Below are 15872 nucleotides of genomic sequence, written 5' to 3'. Positions count from 1 at the left end.
CCATCTTTACACGTTAAGCGTTGCTTGACCTGGCTTCCAGTTGGCCGGGCATAGTCCACCAGTTTGTAATGCTTGAAGAACGCGGAGTGTTTCATCCACATCACGGCCGATGTTGTTATGGTTTACAACAGAGTACATTAACTCGCCTTCAGGGCTGATAATGAACAGGCCACGAAGAGCAACCCCTTCTTCTTCAATCAATACGCCATAGTCGCGTGCTACAGTGTGGTTTGTATCAGCAGCAAGCGGATATTTCAAATCACCAAGTCCGTTATCATCACGAGATGTGTTGATCCATGCTTTGTGAGTGTGAATCGTATCTGTTGATACGCCGATTACTTCCGCATCAAGATCCTCGAACTCATCAAAACGGTCGCTTAGCGACGTAATTTCTGTCGGACAAACGAAAGTGAAGTCCATTGGATAGAAGAAGAGGACAGTCCACTTGTCATTTTTCATGTTTTCTTCAAGGCTTACCTTACCGAACTCTTTATTCGGCATTACAGCATCCATTTCAAATCTTGGTGCTTGCTTAGCTACCATTCGCTTATCTGTCATATGTAAAAACCTCCCAAAATAAAATTATTTTTTCCCTTCGCCGTCATTATAAAAGAAGATTACTTACTAGTCAATATTAACTAATAATCAATATAAACTACTGCTTCAAAGAAATGCAGCAATTGTATTATACCCGTTCTTCCTTTATTTAAACGGCGATTCCATCAATTATTATAGCAATGATTTCCTTAAAAAGCGAAGCATATGCTCGATGATTCTCATTTGCAACTTTGTTACGGTTGAGTGAACACTTTTTTTATGCTAGGATTGTGCGGTGTAAAGTTTAAAGATAGACAGATCGGTTATATTTTACATAAGGAGTGGTTAGATGTCACAATGGCTGAACAATTGGACGGAAGGGGCTTTTCTGCTCGGGATCGCGATGATCATTGGCCAGGTTATTCTGGCGATTATTGCCTTTTTTATTGCCCGCTCGATCGGAACAAGACTGATTCGCGGCACATTCTCAAAAATGGAAAGACAGAAAAATATGTCGGCAGGACGGGTGCAAACATTACAGAAGCTCTCGGTAAATGCGTTCTCCTACGTTCTTATCTTTGTATTTATCACGATCGTCATCAGCATCTTTGGCTTAAATCCAACTGGATTGATTGCCGGTGCCGGCGTCATCGGTCTGGCGATCGGCTTCGGTGCTCAAGGTCTCGTCAGCGATGTCGTAACTGGCTTTTTTCTCTTACTTGAAAAACAAATCGATGTTGACGACTATGTGACAGCAGGCGGTGTGGACGGCGTCGTTGAAGAAGTCGGTTTACGCACGACGCAAATAAGAGGATTTGACGGCACATTGCATTTTATTCCTAATCGTGATATTAGCAGCGTCAGCAATCATTCACGCGGCAATATGCGCGCTCTGGTCGATATTAGTATATCCTATGATGATAACATCGATCATGCGATTGCTGTTTTGCAGCAGGCATGCGACCGGATTGCCGCCGAGGACCCGACAATCAAGGAAGGCCCGAACGTGATCGGCGTTCAAGGTCTCGGAGATTCAGATGTCGTTTTGCGGATTATCGCCAAAACAGAAAATATGGCGCAATGGGCGGTCGAGCGCAAGCTGCGGAAAGAGTTGAAAGAAGCGTTAGATGCCAATAATATTGAAATCCCTTTTCCACATCAAGTGTATATCGAAAAATAGAAAGAGGATCTACCGACAAATGAAAGAAGGGTGGGATAAATGGTTGTTTTCCCCTTTTACCCCACCCTCACATGCCAAAGCCGGTTTTTATGCAGAACCGACGCCCTCTGGAAACCGCCGATCCGCTTGCTGACCGCAACGTTTCGGCTTAGCCTTCTCCCGATTAAGCTTGTTGTTGGTTGACCTTCTGCTCAACCATCTGGCAAACTTCCTGCGCACTCATCCCGTGGGCATTAATGACAGAGCCTTGAATAGCGGCATCTTGAACGCCCATCACATTCTGGTCGCCACCAGTGATGACGCAGCAGTCGCAGCCATTGGCGTCTGTTTCCTGCTGTAATGGCACAACCTCATACCCCATTTGCTCCAGCTCCTGCTGCACCGCTGTTAATGACTGTTCTACCCCAATTTTCTTCGCCATGTTATATTGCACCTCCGTAAGTAGTGTAGTAGCACTCCTTACGGTTTCCCGTTCAGCGAAAATTATTCATGCTCTCCTCTATAACCGTTTTGATCTCTTTCCTTCAAATAACGGATAAGCAGGTCGACCGCTACGTTGATCGCCTCTTCTTTCGGCTCAAGCCGCGCATCATGAAGTCCATGTTCACTCTCAACTCCGAGCCAAAACATCATTCCCGGAATTTTCTCAAGAAAATAACCGAAGTCTTCCCCCGTCATCGCTTCTGGAGCACGGACGAAGGTAACAGCCTCGTAGCGCTTAGCGAAGTCAATAAAAGCAGCGGTGCTTGCTTCGTCATTATACACCTGGCAGTAGTTGGCGCCATAATCAATGGAAGCCTTACAAGCAAAACCAACTTCAATTCCAGCGACCAGCGCTTCAATTCGCGCTTTAATCTGCTTCATCGTGTCAATTGAACGTGTGCGAATAGTGCCTTCAATCGTCGCTGTTTCCGCGATAATATTTTGCTTTGTTCCGCCTTTAATCACGCCAATCGTAATGACTCCGGCGTCGAGCGGATTCACATTGCGGGCGACAATCGTCTGAAGCTGGGTTACAAGCTGACTGGCCGCGACAACCATATCATTTGCCGTATGCGGATAAGCGGCGTGTCCTCCCTTTCCCTTCAACGTAATGAACAGCTCCGACGTATTGGCAAAAAGCAGACCGGGCTTTGTCGCAACGGTTCCAACCGGGTACTCCGGCGCAATATGCAGCGCCAGCATTTCATCAGGCCACCATTTTTTGAACGTCCCGGATTCCAGCATTGGCAGCGCGCCTCCAGGTCCTTCCTCAGCCGGCTGAAACAGAAAGAGCATATTTTCACGGGGCTGCTGCTCGGCGAAATGGCTTAATACGCCAAGTGCAATCGTCATATGGAAATCATGACCGCAGGCGTGCATCGCCCCTTCATGCCGCGAACGAAAATCAGCATAGCCTGTCTGCTCTTCTATTGGCAATCCGTCAATGTCAGCCCGGTATGCGACTGTTTTTGTCCCAACAGATCCTTTGACATGGACGAAAATTCCTGTTCTCCATGTTTCCACCGTCAAAAAATCCTGGCGCATGTCCTTGATTCGCTCAAGCAAATAGCGCTGTGTCTTGATTTCCTGATACCCGAGCTCCGGAATTTGATGAAGCTCGCGGCGAATTTTCACTAATTCGTTTGCGGCAATCATGACCGGCCTCCAACATCAGCCAGCTGTTGCTCCAGCTTCGTGATAAAGACTTCGATGTCTTCTTCCGACAAGGTGAGCGGCGGCAAAAGGCGGATAATCGTTTGCTGCGTCACATCGACCATCACACCTTGCTCAAGCAATCCTCGTTGAATCGCCTTTACGTGTGCCGGTTCCAGATCCAGCACAATTCCGAGCATCATCCCTTTTCCTCTTACCTCATTGATAAAATGAGGGTAGCGCTTTTGCAGCTCGTAAATGCTCGTCAGCAATAGGTCCGCCGCCTCTTTGCCCCGCTCCAGCTGCTGCTGCCCGATCAGCACATCTATCACGGCATTGCCTAAAGCCGCGCTTAATGGCGATGGTGCAAATGTTGTCCCATGATCGCCAGGCTGAAATAAATCAGCGAGCTTTTCGGCGGCAATAATTCCGCCAAGCGGCAGACCGCCGCCAATCCCTTTTGCAAACAAAATCACATCCGGCTCAATTCCAGCATCCTGATAAGCAAAAAAAGTGCCGGTCCGGCCTACGCCTGTCTGGATTTCATCCATGCATAAAAGGACCCCGTATTGCCTACAAAGTGCTTCCATTGCTTGTAAATAGGAGCTGCTTAGCGGCACAATCCCCCCGGAACCAAGCAAGGGTTCGGCAATGATGGCCGCTGGCTGATGCTGCTGGAAAATCGTTTCGAGCGCTGCTGAATCTCCTGGCTCAACTTCATAAACAGGGACATCCGTCACCGGAAAGTCCTGATAAACACCGGGCTGTCTCGTTAGCTTCAGCGCCCCGAGCGTCCGGCCATGAAAGCTTTTCTTCATGACGACGATCCCCCGGCGTTCCTCGCCCTGCCGCTTCGTCCATTTATGAATCAGCTTAACCGCCGCTTCGGTAGACTCGGCTCCAGAGTTCGTAAAGAAGACCTTTCCGGCGATCGAGAGCTTTGTCAGCTTTTCGGCAAGCGTTATCGCCGGCTTATTGTAGAACACATTTGAAATATGAAGAAATTGATCTCCCTGTTCATGTAACGCCTTCAGTACCGCAGGATGAGAATGTCCGAGAATGTTTACCGCCAACCCGGTGAAAAGATCCAAATATTTTTTTCCATCTTCATCGATTAAATAATTCCCCTCGCCTTTTGCTATCACAATAGGCAGCCGGCCATATGTCGACATTACAGCCTGCTTGTCACGTTCAATCCAATTTGACACGGTCGTTTTCCCCTTTCACGCTCTGTAAGGAAATAGGGTTGTCCGAAAAGCCCGGCTTTTGGTCAACCCTTTAAGAAAAGCTGAAGCCGCAGCACGCAGGTCAACCGTTGCACAGGCTCCACTTGTTGCTTCGGGGCCGTGTCAAAAGAGAGGATTTCCCTTTTAACACAGCCCCGTATTTATGAGATGCTATTTTTCTTTAGTCATTTAAACGACGAAGCTCTTGTCTGATTTCGGTCTTCCCTTTCGTCTTTTCATCTATTTCTTTAATGACACGGGCAGGTGTACCAGCGACAACCGTGTTTGGCGGCACGTCTTCAATCACAACAGCTCCAGCTGCGACAACGGCGCCCTTTCCGACAGTCACACCTTCAAGCACGACACAGTTCGCGCCAATGACGACATCATCCTCAACAATAACCGGCTGCGCAGAAGGCGGCTCAATGACGCCGGCCAGCACGGAACCTGCTCCAATATGACAGTTCTTTCCGACTGTAGCTCGTCCGCCGAGGACTACGTTCATATCGATCATCGTACCTTCGCCGATAACCGCGCCAATATTAATGCTTGCCCCCATCATAATAACGGCATTATTTCCGATTTCCACTTGATCACGGATGATCGCGCCCGGCTCGATACGCGCTTGAATGTTTTTCATATCAAGCAATGGAATCGCGGAGTTGCGGCGGTCGTTTTCCACGACTACATCTTCAATCCGCGACTCGTTCGCCTTCAATGCCGGCTCAATATCGCTCCATTCGCCAAAGAGAACACCGACATTCCCTGTAATAAACGTTTTTGTATTCGCACCGAAATCAATGCCGGCTACATCGCCTTTAATATGTACTTTTACCGGGGTTTTCTTTTCGCTTTCTGAAATAAATTTAATAATCTCATTTGCATCCATCATCTTCATCGTTTTATTCCTCCTCAACAATTAAAACAATCTCTTCATTATGATAAAGATATCATGATAAAATTGCAATCAAAACAGCGACTTTTGTCAGAAAGAAGCGTGACGTCTCTCTTGAAGCAGGCCGTTTCTTCCAAAAAGGCAGAATGCTGTCAACCGCATCAGGAAGAGGATGCCGCCAGTGCCTCTTCACAATAAAAGAAAGAGTGGTAAAAAGGATGAACGCCCCTTCCCCCACTCCCCAAGATCTAAATTTACGTCAAATAGTTGACCACTGCCGCCAATGCCTCTTCACAATCCTCGCCAACTGCCCGAACATTGACTGTATCACCGTTATGAATTTGCAGCGTAATCAGGCCGAGAAAGCTTTTAATATTGACTTCGATCACCTTGCCTCCGACAATTTTCTTAATATACACCTCTGAAGAAAACGGCTGCAAATCTTTACTGAGCTCTACAATCGTCTGTTCCTCTGAAATATTAATTTGAATATCCTTCGTCACTGATTTCACGATAATCGCTCCCTCCCTGTCATTCGTTTAGTCTTACCTTCCCTGCTCTGATTATGATTCTGCTTTGACAACTTCATGCCCGCCAAATTCATTGCGGAGAGCGGCAACGACTTTTCCTGTGAACGTATCCTCTTCCTGGGAACGATAGCGCATCATCAGCGAAAGTGCGATAATTGGTGCCGCTGTTTGTAAATCAAGCGCGGTCTCAACCGTCCATTTCCCTTCTCCAGAAGAATTCATCACCCCGCGGATCTGTTCAAGCTTCGGATCCTTGGAAAAGGCATTCTGCGTAAGCTCCATTAACCAGGAGCGAATGACTGAGCCATGATTCCAAACACGCGCCACTTCCTCATAATCATAATCAAACGGACTTTTTTCAAGAATGTCGAAGCCTTCGGCAATCGCCTGCATCATGCCGTATTCAATGCCATTATGAATCATTTTCAAGAAATGCCCGCTTCCGACCTCACCACAGCCGAGGTAACCATTCTCAATCGTCAGCGCTTTAAACACCGGCTCTAACAATTGAAGCGCTTTCTTGCTTCCCCCTGCCATAATACACGCTCCATGGCGTGCTCCATCTACTCCGCCGCTCGTTCCGACATCGACGAACTCAATCCCCTTTTCATTCAGCGCTGCCGCCCGCCGAAGTGTATCTTTGTAATTGGAATTACCGCCATCAATGATGATATCTCCTTGCTCAAGAAATGGCGCGACACCGGTAATCACGTCTTCCGTAATATCGCCAGCAGGAACCATCAGCCAGACGACACGCGGTTTTTCCAGTTTTGCGATAAGCTCTTGAAACGTATACGCCCCGCTTGCCCCGTGCTCTTCAATTTTATCCACTTGCTCTTTATTGACATCACTGGCGACCACTTTGTAATGGTGATCCAGCAAATTCAATGCGAGATTAAAGCCCATTTTCCCCAGCCCGATCAATCCAATATTCATTCTCTTCAGCTCCTTTAGTCGTTTTAAATTGACAATGAAAAATATTTCTTTATTATAACATTAGGACGAAAAATTATTTTTATCTCTTTTTTTATTATAAGATAATTTTTTTCTTTTTCAATATTTTAATAGAAAAAATATTCTGTATGATATACTAGAACTAAGGAATGAATGCGCTTTCTTATCATCACATCTTAAGCTTACTTTTATCGCGTGCTCATTTATTAACCAGATTGGAGGACATCCTTTGTGAAACAATCGCTCCCTTGTTTAACAAAAATTCGTGCAGCCTATTCTTCTTTAAGTGAAAAGGAAAGGAAGGTAGCTAATTATATTCTACATGATCCGAAGAGAATCATCCATTCAACGATTAATCAGGTCGCCGATGATCTCGACATTGCCGATGCAACCGTTTTTCGCTTTTGCAAACGAATTGGCTTTTCCGGTTTTCAGGCGATGAAAATTGCGCTCGCTTCGGAAATTGTTACCCCTGTCCAGGATATTCATGAAACCATTCAGGAGGATGACGACGAAAAAGCGATCACTGAAAAAGTATTTCGTTCCAATATTCGCACGCTCGAAGATACATTACTCGTGCTGGAATCGACGGTTTTTCAACAGGCTGTGCAGGCGCTGGCCAGTGCAAAAAAAATTGATTTCTACGGCAATGGCGGCTCCGGAATCATCGCGCTTGATGCCCATCACAAGTTCATTCGGACCGGCTTGCCATCGGCCGCCTATCGCGATTCTCATTTTCAGGCGATGTCTGCCTCGCAGCTAACTGAAGATGATGTAGCTGTGTTTATTTCGCATTCAGGTACAAATCGCGATTTGCTTGAAGCGCTTGAGGTCGCCAAAGAAAATGATGTGACGACGATCGGCATTACAAACCTCGCCAAGTCTCCTTTAAGCAAAGGCGTCGATTATGCGCTGTTTACCGTCTCACAGGAAACCGAATTCCGCTCTGAAGCATTGGCCTCAAGACTGGCTCAATTGTGCATCATTGATGCCCTTTATGTCAATGTCAGCATGGCCCGCAAAGAAAAGATGAAAACATCTCTTCAGCGCATGAGGAAAGCCGTTTCCATGAAAAAAATGTAAGAAAGAAGGAAGAGTCACGATGAAACTATATGTAATCGGCCTTGATATCGGGACAACTTCGGTAAAGGCAGTCCTATTCAAGCGCTCCGGCTATGTCGTCGCGGAGCAGGAAGAGCTTTATCCGACCTCTCAGCCTAAGATCGGCTGGTCAGAGCAGAACCCTCTTCAAATTGAGCTGGCGACAATTCAGGCGCTGAAGGTGCTGATCGAAAAGGCGGCTGTTCCCGCCGAGGATATTGCCGCGGTCGGCTTGTCATCGGCGATGCATTCTCTAGTCTGTGTGGATGAAGAGAATAAGCCATTATCGCCGCTGATCACTTGGGCCGACCAGCGCAGTGTCAAACAAGCCGAAGAGCTGCGCTCGCTGTCAGGTTCATCGATCTATTTAAAAACCGGGACACCCCAGCATCCGATGACGCCGCTCGCCAAGCTCCGATGGATGAAGGAAAATGACTACGCGCCTTATCGGCAGGCTGCTAAATTTAAGTCGATGAAAGAGTTCCTTTTAGCACGCTGGTTCCGTGAAGATGTCGTCGACTACGGTGTCGCCTCGGCCTCTGGCCTGTTTAATATTCGTACGAAAAAGTGGGAAGAAGAAGCACTCGCCGCCGCAGGTGTAACCCAAGACCAGCTTTCCGTCCCCGTCCCTCCGACCTATATTTGTCAAGGGCTCCCTCCGTCGCTTGCCGATCAAATCGGGATCAAAAAGGAACTCCCATTTGTCATCGGTTCAAGCGATGGCCCGCTCGCCAATATCGGAACAGGTGCGATTGAGCACGGAGATGTAGCTGTGACAATCGGCACAAGCGGGGCGATCAGACAAATGAGCACCTCCCCGCGCACGGATGAGCAGCAGGAAATCTTTTGCTACAGCGTAGCAGAACAGCTTTGGGTGATGGGCGGGCCAACGAATAACGGCGGCAATGTGTTCCACTGGATGAAAGAGGTGTTAGGTGAGGAGCAGCAGCGGATCGCCCAGCAGAAACAGCTTTCTGCCTATGAATTACTCACCGGGTTAGCCGAAACCTCCAGTCCGGGAGCCAACGGTCTCCTCTTTCTTCCTTATTTGAACGGAGAGCGGGCGCCGATCTGGAATTCACGGGCGCGCGCCAGCTTTATCGGTTTGACGCCGAGTCACACAAAGGCTGATATGATTCGCGCCGGTCTGGAAGGCACGATTTACAGCATCTATCATATCGGCACTGCCCTGAACAGGCTAGCAGGACCGCCTAAGACGCTTCTGGCAAGCGGTGGATTTGCCCGTTCTGCGCTATGGCTGCAAATTCTCGCTGATGTTTTCGGACAGCCGGTCGAGCTTCCGCTTAGTCATCAAAGCTCGGCATGGGGTGCAGCGTGGCTCGCTTTACTGGCGACCGGAGAAGAGTCACGGCTGGACGATATTAAACAATCGATTCCAATGAAAGGAACGATTGAGCCGAACGAGCAGGCGCACCGGCGCTATGCGGAACTGTTCTCGATTTATCAGCAAGCCATTAATGAACTTCACTCTACCTTTCAGCGTTTATCAGCACTGCAGGCACGACTTAAATGATTGTGAAATCTCCCGCTCTATGATACGCTAAAACAAACATCATACATAGAACCACTGGGGGTGCTACATGCTGAGAAAGGCGTTGCCTTAACCCTTTTTACCTGATCTAGATGATGCTAGCGGAGGGAAGTGGGCTTATGCAGACCGGGTATATCAGTCATCTGAGTAAAGCCAGAAAGTCACTTCCGCAAGGGGAGTGATTTTTTTATTTGCTACGAGAATGAAAGAAAAGGAGAGAATCTCATGACATTTACTGACTACTTGTACGAAACAGCAAAACCAATCTGGGAGAAAGGCTATCAGCACCCTTTTGTCCAGGGAATTGGCGATGGCACACTGGAACCTGAACGTTTTTCCTTTTTTATGCGCCAGGATTATGTGTATTTGATTGAATACGCGCGACTGTTTGCCTTAGGCAGCTTAAAGGCGCCTGATTTGTCGACGATGTCGACCTTCGCGAAGCTGCTTGATGCCACGTTGAATATGGAAATGGAGCTTCATCGTCAATACGCGGAAAGGCTCGGAATTTCTCGCGAGGAGCTGGAAGCGACTGAACCTGCTCCGACGACGCTGGCCTATAGCAGTTATATGCTAAACCTTTCCCAGCGTGGTTCTTTAGCCGAGTTAATTGCCGCCCTCCTTCCTTGTGCCTGGAGCTACGGTGAAATCGGCGAACGACTGGCGCAAATCCCCGGGGCAAGCGACCACCCCCTTTACGGAGAATGGGTCAGGATGTATGCTTCGGAAGATTTCAAGGAATTGGCAACATGGCTGATTGACCTTCTTAACGAGCTGGCCGAGGGGAAATCAGAAGCAGAAAAGAAGCAGCTTGAAACCATCTTTATTCATACGAGCAAGTTTGAATACTTATTTTGGGATATGGCCTGGGAACAGGCCGGCTGGACGATTTAACGTAAAAAGAGCCGCCTGGCAGGAGAACAAGCTCCCGGCAGGCGGCCATTTTTCAAACGTCAGCTTCATCCGCTACTGCAATTCCCGCAGCCAGACAAACTGCAAGGGTCCTCCCTCTGTCTTCGCTTCAAAGATCAGCTCATAATCATCAAGCTCATAGACGTACATCCAGTAATCTTCCATCATATTTTGTTCGCTTCGATCAAACGTCCCAAGCTCACGTTTTAAGTCTTCTTCCGTCAGTTGATAGGTTTCAATGTCCATTGCGACGGCCACGCTTTGTCCGCTCATTGGATTTATAAAAAAAGTATGAGGATCATATTGCCAAAACTCCCCGCCTTCATAGGACCCTTTTTCCCGCGGTTGTCCATAAGCCGCAACGATCTGGTCGGCTGATTGACCAAGCTCAATCGACAACGGTTCCAACAAACCATTATAGCCTGCTTCGATCCATTCAAATGTAAGAAAGGCAGCCTCGTCAGTTTCAGCTTTTACCTCGGATTCACCTACTACTTTTCCACAACCGGTCATAATGAAAATAAGCCCGATGATCAACAGATATTTAGCTTTCATCTTTCTCACCTTCCTTTTTTAGCCAAGCTTTTTCATTATATGTAGCCTGTTCAAGATTATATGAGACCATACCCTTATTTTTTTGCGATTAATCTTTTTTATTCCCTTTAGTGCGCAGCCCTTTTTCCACTCAACACTTCCTGTTATGTTAAAATTCAACTGATAGCGGGAGGGGGAGAAACGTTTTGAGAAGTGACAGTCGAAATCGGAATGTGGGACGGGACGACTCATTTGACCGGACCTTCGTCGGCAAACCCGGCTGTATGGTTATTTTCCTGCTGGTGATTATTATTGGCTCCATCGTATACATTTATTTTAATTGATTTTGAAAAATTCAGAAAACTGAAAGGCTGTGTCAAGACTTCATGCTTAAGGCAAAAGGGACAAACCGCCCTTTTGTCTTAAGCTCCTTTCTCTACGATAAAACTTCTTCAATAAAGACCGTCGTTTCCTTGGCTAGGTCAATATGCTTCACATCAAAGTCTTCAGAAGCCGAACCGACCATGTGAAAAACGCGAATAATCGGACGCTGTGGCAGTCCTGGATTTTGATCGACAACGATTCCTGTTTCCTTTGTCGATAATTTCACCTGGCTTCCTGTCGGATAAAAAGCCACCGCCCGTAAAAAACGCCACATCACCTCATGGGAAAACTGAATATTCGTTAGCCCAAGCAAATACTCACACGCTTCATACGGGAACATCCCCTTACCTCCATCTTTCGGCGACAGCAGGCGGTCATATGTATTTGTCACCGCGACAATTTTAGACAGGACATGAATTTCTTCATCTTTTAGCTTTCGCGGATAGCCGGTTCCATCCATATTTTCATGATGAGTAAGAGCGATATGAGAAGAAAGCGTACTAATTTCTTTATTTTTCCGCAGCAGATTAAACCCTTTCCACGTATGATCATTCTTCATTGGCTCAAGTTGGCCAGGTGCATCATCGACCACTTTTCCAATATCATGAAGCAATGCTCCTATCGCTAATTCCTGAAGTTTGGTTCGGTCCAAACCCATTTTAATTCCGACAATCGTCGAAAGTATGCAGACATTGACAGAATGAACGTAAAGCTCATTATCCTCCGTGCGAATATCCATAAGAGCGAACAATGTCTGCTGGTTTTGCAATACTTCATCAATGATGGTTGAAATTACCTTCCGAACAGCTTGAAAATCAATATTTTTTCCCGTTTGCACAAGCTGAAAGGAGTCCTGGAGCGTGGAAATGGTTTCTCTTTTCACTCTTTCCGACACAACTTCTTCAAGTTTGACATCTTTTACGCGCTCATCTTTAATATAAATCGCTTTCACTCCCATGCGTCGCAATCGTGAAAGTATCCCGACAGTTAATTGCACATCTTCCTGTAAAAGCACCCGTCCATCACTTGCAAAAATATGCTTCGCCAACCGTTCCCCATGCTGAACATGATCAATTAATGTATATTTCATTCGTTACTCCCTTAACATTCTTTTCCTTTTATTATAGTGGAAGCCTCTTCTGTATACTAGGGATGACTGCAAAGCTGGCAGAGTTTAGTAAAAAAGAGACGTGCCAAAAGGTAGAAAACACCGTTTGACACATCTTTAAAGATACCGATTTCTCTTGCAAAAGAAGCATAGCCGCGCTCTTTCCGGCAGACGGCCCTACTCCTTGCCGGCAGGCTCGTCCTCCAAATCGAACGGCCGCTCTTCTTTTTCAAAATAAACAGTACGGCTCGGAAAAGCTACATGAACGTTTTCTTCCTCCAGTATCTTCAGGATCTCAAGATTAATATTCTCTTTAATCCGATACCATTCAGCCCATACGGTTGTTTTTGTAAAGAAATACAAAAAGATTTCAAGACTTGAATCGTTGAATTCACTAAAGTGAACCATAATGACATCTGGATCAACTTCTTCATGCGATCGCAGCAATGCATCAATTCTTCTCACACAGCGCTCCAGCTTTTCCCGTGGTGTTGAATACGTCACACCAAGCGAGAACGTAATCCTCCGCTTGTTCATTTGCGACCAATTGGTAATGGGTTCATTGGCGAGTGTTGAATTCGGAACGGTAATGACCGAATCCTCAAACGTACGGATTTGCGTACTTCTAAACGTAATATCTTCTACTGTTCCTTCCACAGAGGGCGTCTTGATCCAATCCCCCTTTGAAAATGGCTTTTCCGTAATAATAATGACGCCGCCAAAAAAGTTTCCGATCGTATCCTGTGCCGCAAGGGCAAAGGCGAGGCCGCCGAGCCCCAGTCCGGCAACGAAGCCACTGATGCTGTACCCCCACTCACCGGCGACGACGACGATCACAAGCGCGACGACAGTAAAGCGTAAAATTTTCGACAAAAAAGGGACAAGCATGCTGTCCTCATCAATATCGACCTTACGCGCCATCCGGACAAAGACCATCGACTGCGTCGATGTATAATTATAAAGCCCCCAGCCGATTAAAATAATAATAATCGATCGGTACAGATGCTTGACAAACTCAACCGTCGTCCAGTTAAACGGTAAGTACACAAGCGCCAAATATGTACCGAGCACGACCCAGAACAGCCGGAGCGGCGCTTCAAAAGCTAAGAGAACATTCGTAAAGACCTCCGTCGGAGTCTTGCGTGACATTTTGACAACCATTTTAAAAATATAGCGTGTAAACAGCTTACGAAACAAGAGAAATATAAGGAAGATTGCGAAGGCAATCGCATAATCATTCCATTCCATTCTCTGCACTGAACGGACAAACGCGTCCCATCTTTCCATGTCGATCCCACCTTTGTTATATCGACAAATATTTTAACATAGGTGGCAGCGGCTGAATAGCAGACCCGCAGGATTTTCACAATGCGCATTCTTCAATTTCAAACCCAAGATCTTCAATCATTTGGTAGTCCAGTTCCATCTGCTGGCCCGGCGTCGTCAAATAATCACCGACAAAAATGGAATTCGCCGCGTACAAGGCAAGCGGCTGCAACGTGCGAAGATTCACTTCACGCCCTCCGGACACTCTAATTTCCTTCGTCGGCAGAATAAAGCGCAGCAATGCTAATATTTTCAATGCACGCAGCGGCTTTGTTGCCGGCCTTCCTTCAAGTGGAGTTCCGGCAATCGCATGTAGGAAATTGACCGGCACCGAATCAGCATCAAGCTCTTTTAACGCCCAAGCCATTTCAACAATTTGCTGATCCGACTCGCCCATCCCGATAATCACCCCTGAACAGGGGGACATGCCGCTCTGCTTCACATGCTGCAATGTTTCGATTCGATTCTGGTATGTATGCGTCGTCGTAATAGCCGGGTGAAGCTCTTCATGCGTATTAATATTATGGTTGTAGCGCTCAACGCCAGCTTCCTTTAGCTTCGCTGCCTTTTCCGCAGATAATGCACCGAGACAGGCACAAATTTTTAATGGCATCGTCGCCCGGATCTCTGCGACGGCATCGACGACCTGCTCAACCTCGTGGTCAGTCGGGCCCCGGCCACTCGCGACAATGCAATAGGTTCCGGCTTTTCGCTTCAATGCTTCCCTCGCCCCAGCCAGTAACGTTTCCTTTTCAAGCAAAGTATACTTTTCCACCGGCGCATTGGACACAATAGATTGAGCGCAGTAGCCACAATCTTCCGGACATAGGCCACTTTTCGCATTAATAATCATATTCAGCTTAACCTTCTTGCCAAAAAACGTTTGCCGTACCGCAAAAGCAGCATGCAAAAGCGGTAACACTTCGCTGTCAGCAGCGGCTAGAACAGCAAGTCCCTCCCCGATTGAAATCTCCTCCTGCCTGATCGCCTTTTCCGCCAGCTTTCCCCAATCGTTTCCTCTCATAAGTTACCAGCCCCTTTTTGTTAACCTAATTAATAATTAAGTTAACAATAAAACAAGAAAAGCACAACCCTTTTTTCATCCAAAAAACCGGTCCACCTACAGTCCGACTTGTGACAAGCTTTTTTAAAAGAACGTCAAAAAAGGCTCTGAGGAACAAATCCTCAAAGCCTTTTCTTTATGTCAGTCTAGCTCTTAGTAGCTTTTCTTTACGTTAGAAGCTTGGTCGCCACGGTCGCCTTGAACGACATCAAATGTAACAGCTTGACCTTCGTCAAGTGTTTTGAAGCCTTCACCAGTGATAGCAGAAAAGTGAACGAATAGATCGTCGCCTTCTTCACGCTCGATAAAACCAAAACCTTTTTCTGAGTTAAACCATTTTACTGTACCTTGTTGCATGTTGTTTCCTCCTGTCGTGTGGTGAACCACACATTTTAATGATTATTCTTGATAATTCGTAATAATGAAGAGGAAACATCTAGCGGATCCATCTTTATTCTAAAAACGATCAAAAATAAGTTAACACAAGTATAACACTTCCAGTTAGAAAAAGCCAGCTAAAGAATAACGATTCTTTTATTCCTTATCATGATGATGTTTTCGCTTTTCCCAGCGTGGAATAAAACCGTTCTTTTCAAGCTTGCTGTAATGCTCTTCCATCTTCTCGATGATGTGGTTTCCTTTCTCTTCAGAGAACACGCCAAATTCCACATACTTTTCAATCACTTCTTTTTTCTTTTCGAGAATCTCCTGCTGGATTTCCGCAATTTCCTCCTGCTGCTGCTTCGTTAGTTCCACCTTATTTTCACCGTCTGCCGCGAATACATTGGTGGAAAGCACCAAGCCGCAAACAAGGGCCGAAACAAGCAGCAAAAACAGCTTATGTGACCATCGCATTTTTCTTCCCTCCTTTATGTACCTGTATTCTTAACTTGTACTGCCTTTAGGAAAATATACAAAAAAAGCCCGGACAAAAG

18 protein-coding genes and 1 riboswitch are annotated in these 15872 nt (G+C 46.6%); of the genes, 5 read left to right on the top strand and 13 right to left on the bottom strand.

The window, feature by feature from the left end; all coding sequences use genetic code 11:
• Positions 1–6: 6 nt before the first annotated feature.
• The gene (locus tag M3202_RS02950; RefSeq protein WP_251221869.1) at positions 7–558 is read right to left on the bottom strand and encodes a peroxiredoxin; all 552 of its coding nucleotides are present in this window, start codon (positions 556–558) and stop codon (positions 7–9) included.
• A gap of 328 nt (positions 559–886) precedes the next feature.
• Between M3202_RS02950 and M3202_RS02945 the strand changes: the two genes are divergently transcribed.
• A complete protein-coding gene (locus M3202_RS02945; RefSeq protein ID WP_251221868.1) occupies positions 887–1717 on the top strand; it encodes a mechanosensitive ion channel family protein in 831 nt (276 codons plus the stop codon).
• A gap of 163 nt (positions 1718–1880) precedes the next feature.
• Here M3202_RS02945 and M3202_RS02940 read toward each other — a convergent pair whose 3' ends face one another.
• The 6 genes from M3202_RS02940 to gnd form a co-directional block, all read right to left on the bottom strand.
• The gene (locus M3202_RS02940) at positions 1881–2138 is read right to left on the bottom strand and encodes a YkuS family protein (RefSeq protein ID WP_251221867.1); all 258 of its coding nucleotides are present in this window, start codon (positions 2136–2138) and stop codon (positions 1881–1883) included.
• A gap of 62 nt (positions 2139–2200) precedes the next feature.
• On the bottom strand, positions 2201–3352 hold the full coding sequence (locus tag M3202_RS02935) for an N-acetyldiaminopimelate deacetylase (protein WP_251222223.1): 1152 nt from the start codon (positions 3350–3352) through the stop codon (positions 2201–2203).
• Complete coding sequence (locus M3202_RS02930; protein ID WP_251221866.1) at positions 3352–4560, bottom strand: aspartate aminotransferase family protein; 1209 nt, start codon at positions 4558–4560, stop codon at positions 3352–3354. The genes M3202_RS02935 and M3202_RS02930 overlap by 1 nt, the downstream gene beginning before the upstream one ends.
• Positions 4561–4759: 199 nt before the next feature.
• Positions 4760–5476, bottom strand: coding sequence for a 2,3,4,5-tetrahydropyridine-2,6-dicarboxylate N-acetyltransferase (gene dapD, locus M3202_RS02925; RefSeq protein WP_251221865.1), 717 nt, complete (start codon positions 5474–5476; stop codon positions 4760–4762).
• A gap of 251 nt (positions 5477–5727) precedes the next feature.
• Positions 5728–5985, bottom strand: coding sequence for an HPr family phosphocarrier protein (locus M3202_RS02920; protein ID WP_251221864.1), 258 nt, complete (start codon positions 5983–5985; stop codon positions 5728–5730).
• Between the two features lie 51 nt (positions 5986–6036).
• Entirely contained in the window at positions 6037–6948 is a 912-nt protein-coding gene (gene gnd / locus M3202_RS02915; protein WP_285890172.1) for a phosphogluconate dehydrogenase (NAD(+)-dependent, decarboxylating), read from the bottom strand.
• 240 nt (positions 6949–7188) lie between these two features.
• On the opposite strand from gnd, the gene M3202_RS02910 reads away from it, so the two are divergent.
• The 3 genes from M3202_RS02910 (at position 7189) to tenA (ending at position 10504) form a co-directional block, all read left to right on the top strand.
• Positions 7189–8040, top strand: coding sequence for a MurR/RpiR family transcriptional regulator (locus tag M3202_RS02910; protein ID WP_251221862.1), 852 nt, complete (start codon positions 7189–7191; stop codon positions 8038–8040).
• A gap of 19 nt (positions 8041–8059) precedes the next feature.
• Positions 8060–9592 carry a gluconokinase gene (locus M3202_RS02905; RefSeq protein ID WP_251221861.1) on the top strand — a complete coding sequence of 511 codons (1533 nt, stop codon included), beginning with the start codon at positions 8060–8062 and terminating at the stop codon, positions 9590–9592.
• A gap of 46 nt (positions 9593–9638) precedes the next feature.
• A riboswitch (TPP riboswitch) is annotated at positions 9639–9737 on the top strand.
• A 98-nt stretch (positions 9738–9835) separates the two neighbouring features.
• Positions 9836–10504, top strand: coding sequence for a thiaminase II (gene tenA, locus M3202_RS02900; protein ID WP_251221860.1), 669 nt, complete (start codon positions 9836–9838; stop codon positions 10502–10504).
• Between the two features lie 72 nt (positions 10505–10576).
• Here the strand turns inward: tenA and M3202_RS02895 are convergent, their stop codons facing one another.
• A complete protein-coding gene (locus tag M3202_RS02895) occupies positions 10577–11077 on the bottom strand; it encodes a hypothetical protein (protein WP_251221859.1) in 501 nt (166 codons plus the stop codon).
• A gap of 185 nt (positions 11078–11262) precedes the next feature.
• Between M3202_RS02895 and M3202_RS02890 the strand changes: the two genes are divergently transcribed.
• Positions 11263–11400, top strand: a complete 138-nt coding sequence (locus M3202_RS02890; protein ID WP_251221858.1) for a hypothetical protein — start codon at positions 11263–11265, stop codon at positions 11398–11400.
• A gap of 92 nt (positions 11401–11492) precedes the next feature.
• Here M3202_RS02890 and M3202_RS02885 read toward each other — a convergent pair whose 3' ends face one another.
• The 5 genes from M3202_RS02885 to M3202_RS02865 all read right to left on the bottom strand — a co-directional run bounded on the left by M3202_RS02885 (position 11493) and on the right by M3202_RS02865 (position 15792).
• Complete coding sequence (locus M3202_RS02885; RefSeq protein ID WP_251221857.1) at positions 11493–12530, bottom strand: HD-GYP domain-containing protein; 1038 nt, start codon at positions 12528–12530, stop codon at positions 11493–11495.
• A 195-nt stretch (positions 12531–12725) separates the two neighbouring features.
• Positions 12726–13835: a mechanosensitive ion channel family protein gene (locus tag M3202_RS02880; RefSeq protein WP_285890128.1), complete on the bottom strand. Its 1110-nt coding sequence runs from the start codon at positions 13833–13835 to the stop codon at positions 12726–12728.
• A gap of 76 nt (positions 13836–13911) precedes the next feature.
• Complete coding sequence (gene bioB, locus M3202_RS02875; protein ID WP_251191973.1) at positions 13912–14898, bottom strand: biotin synthase BioB; 987 nt, start codon at positions 14896–14898, stop codon at positions 13912–13914.
• A gap of 192 nt (positions 14899–15090) precedes the next feature.
• Complete coding sequence (locus tag M3202_RS02870) at positions 15091–15294, bottom strand: cold-shock protein (RefSeq protein ID WP_251191972.1); 204 nt, start codon at positions 15292–15294, stop codon at positions 15091–15093.
• 177 nt (positions 15295–15471) lie between these two features.
• A complete protein-coding gene (locus M3202_RS02865) occupies positions 15472–15792 on the bottom strand; it encodes a YckD family protein (protein ID WP_251221856.1) in 321 nt (106 codons plus the stop codon).
• Between the last annotated feature and the right edge of the window lie 80 nt (positions 15793–15872).

Origin of the sequence: Halalkalibacter oceani, from assembly GCF_023715605.1 — a bacterium.
GTDB lineage: Bacteria > Bacillota > Bacilli > Bacillales > Bacillaceae_D > Halalkalibacter > Halalkalibacter oceani.
The sequence above is the reverse complement of the archived record's forward strand: the minus strand, read 5'-3'. Positions and strand labels throughout refer to the sequence as shown.

Bases quoted from the DNA above. Each gene is read 5' to 3' on its own strand.
- bioB (WP_251191973.1), bottom strand. From the start codon at position 14,898: ATGAGAGGAAACGATTGGGGAAAGCTGGCGGAAAAGGCGATCAGGCAG.
- dapD (WP_251221865.1), bottom strand. From the start codon at position 5,476: ATGAAGATGATGGATGCAAATGAGATTATTAAATTTATTTCAGAAAGC.
- M3202_RS02940 (WP_251221867.1), bottom strand. From the start codon at position 2,138: ATGGCGAAGAAAATTGGGGTAGAACAGTCATTAACAGCGGTGCAGCAG.
- tenA (WP_251221860.1), top strand. From the start codon at position 9,836: ATGACATTTACTGACTACTTGTACGAAACAGCAAAACCAATCTGGGAG.
- M3202_RS02895 (WP_251221859.1), bottom strand. From the start codon at position 11,077: ATGAAAGCTAAATATCTGTTGATCATCGGGCTTATTTTCATTATGACC.
- M3202_RS02865 (WP_251221856.1), bottom strand. From the start codon at position 15,792: ATGCGATGGTCACATAAGCTGTTTTTGCTGCTTGTTTCGGCCCTTGTT.
- M3202_RS02950 (WP_251221869.1), bottom strand. From the start codon at position 558: ATGACAGATAAGCGAATGGTAGCTAAGCAAGCACCAAGATTTGAAATG.
- M3202_RS02870 (WP_251191972.1), bottom strand. From the start codon at position 15,294: ATGCAACAAGGTACAGTAAAATGGTTTAACTCAGAAAAAGGTTTTGGT.
- M3202_RS02885 (WP_251221857.1), bottom strand. From the start codon at position 12,530: ATGAAATATACATTAATTGATCATGTTCAGCATGGGGAACGGTTGGCG.
- M3202_RS02880 (WP_285890128.1), bottom strand. From the start codon at position 13,835: ATGGAAAGATGGGACGCGTTTGTCCGTTCAGTGCAGAGAATGGAATGG.
- M3202_RS02945 (WP_251221868.1), top strand. From the start codon at position 887: ATGTCACAATGGCTGAACAATTGGACGGAAGGGGCTTTTCTGCTCGGG.
- M3202_RS02905 (WP_251221861.1), top strand. From the start codon at position 8,060: ATGAAACTATATGTAATCGGCCTTGATATCGGGACAACTTCGGTAAAG.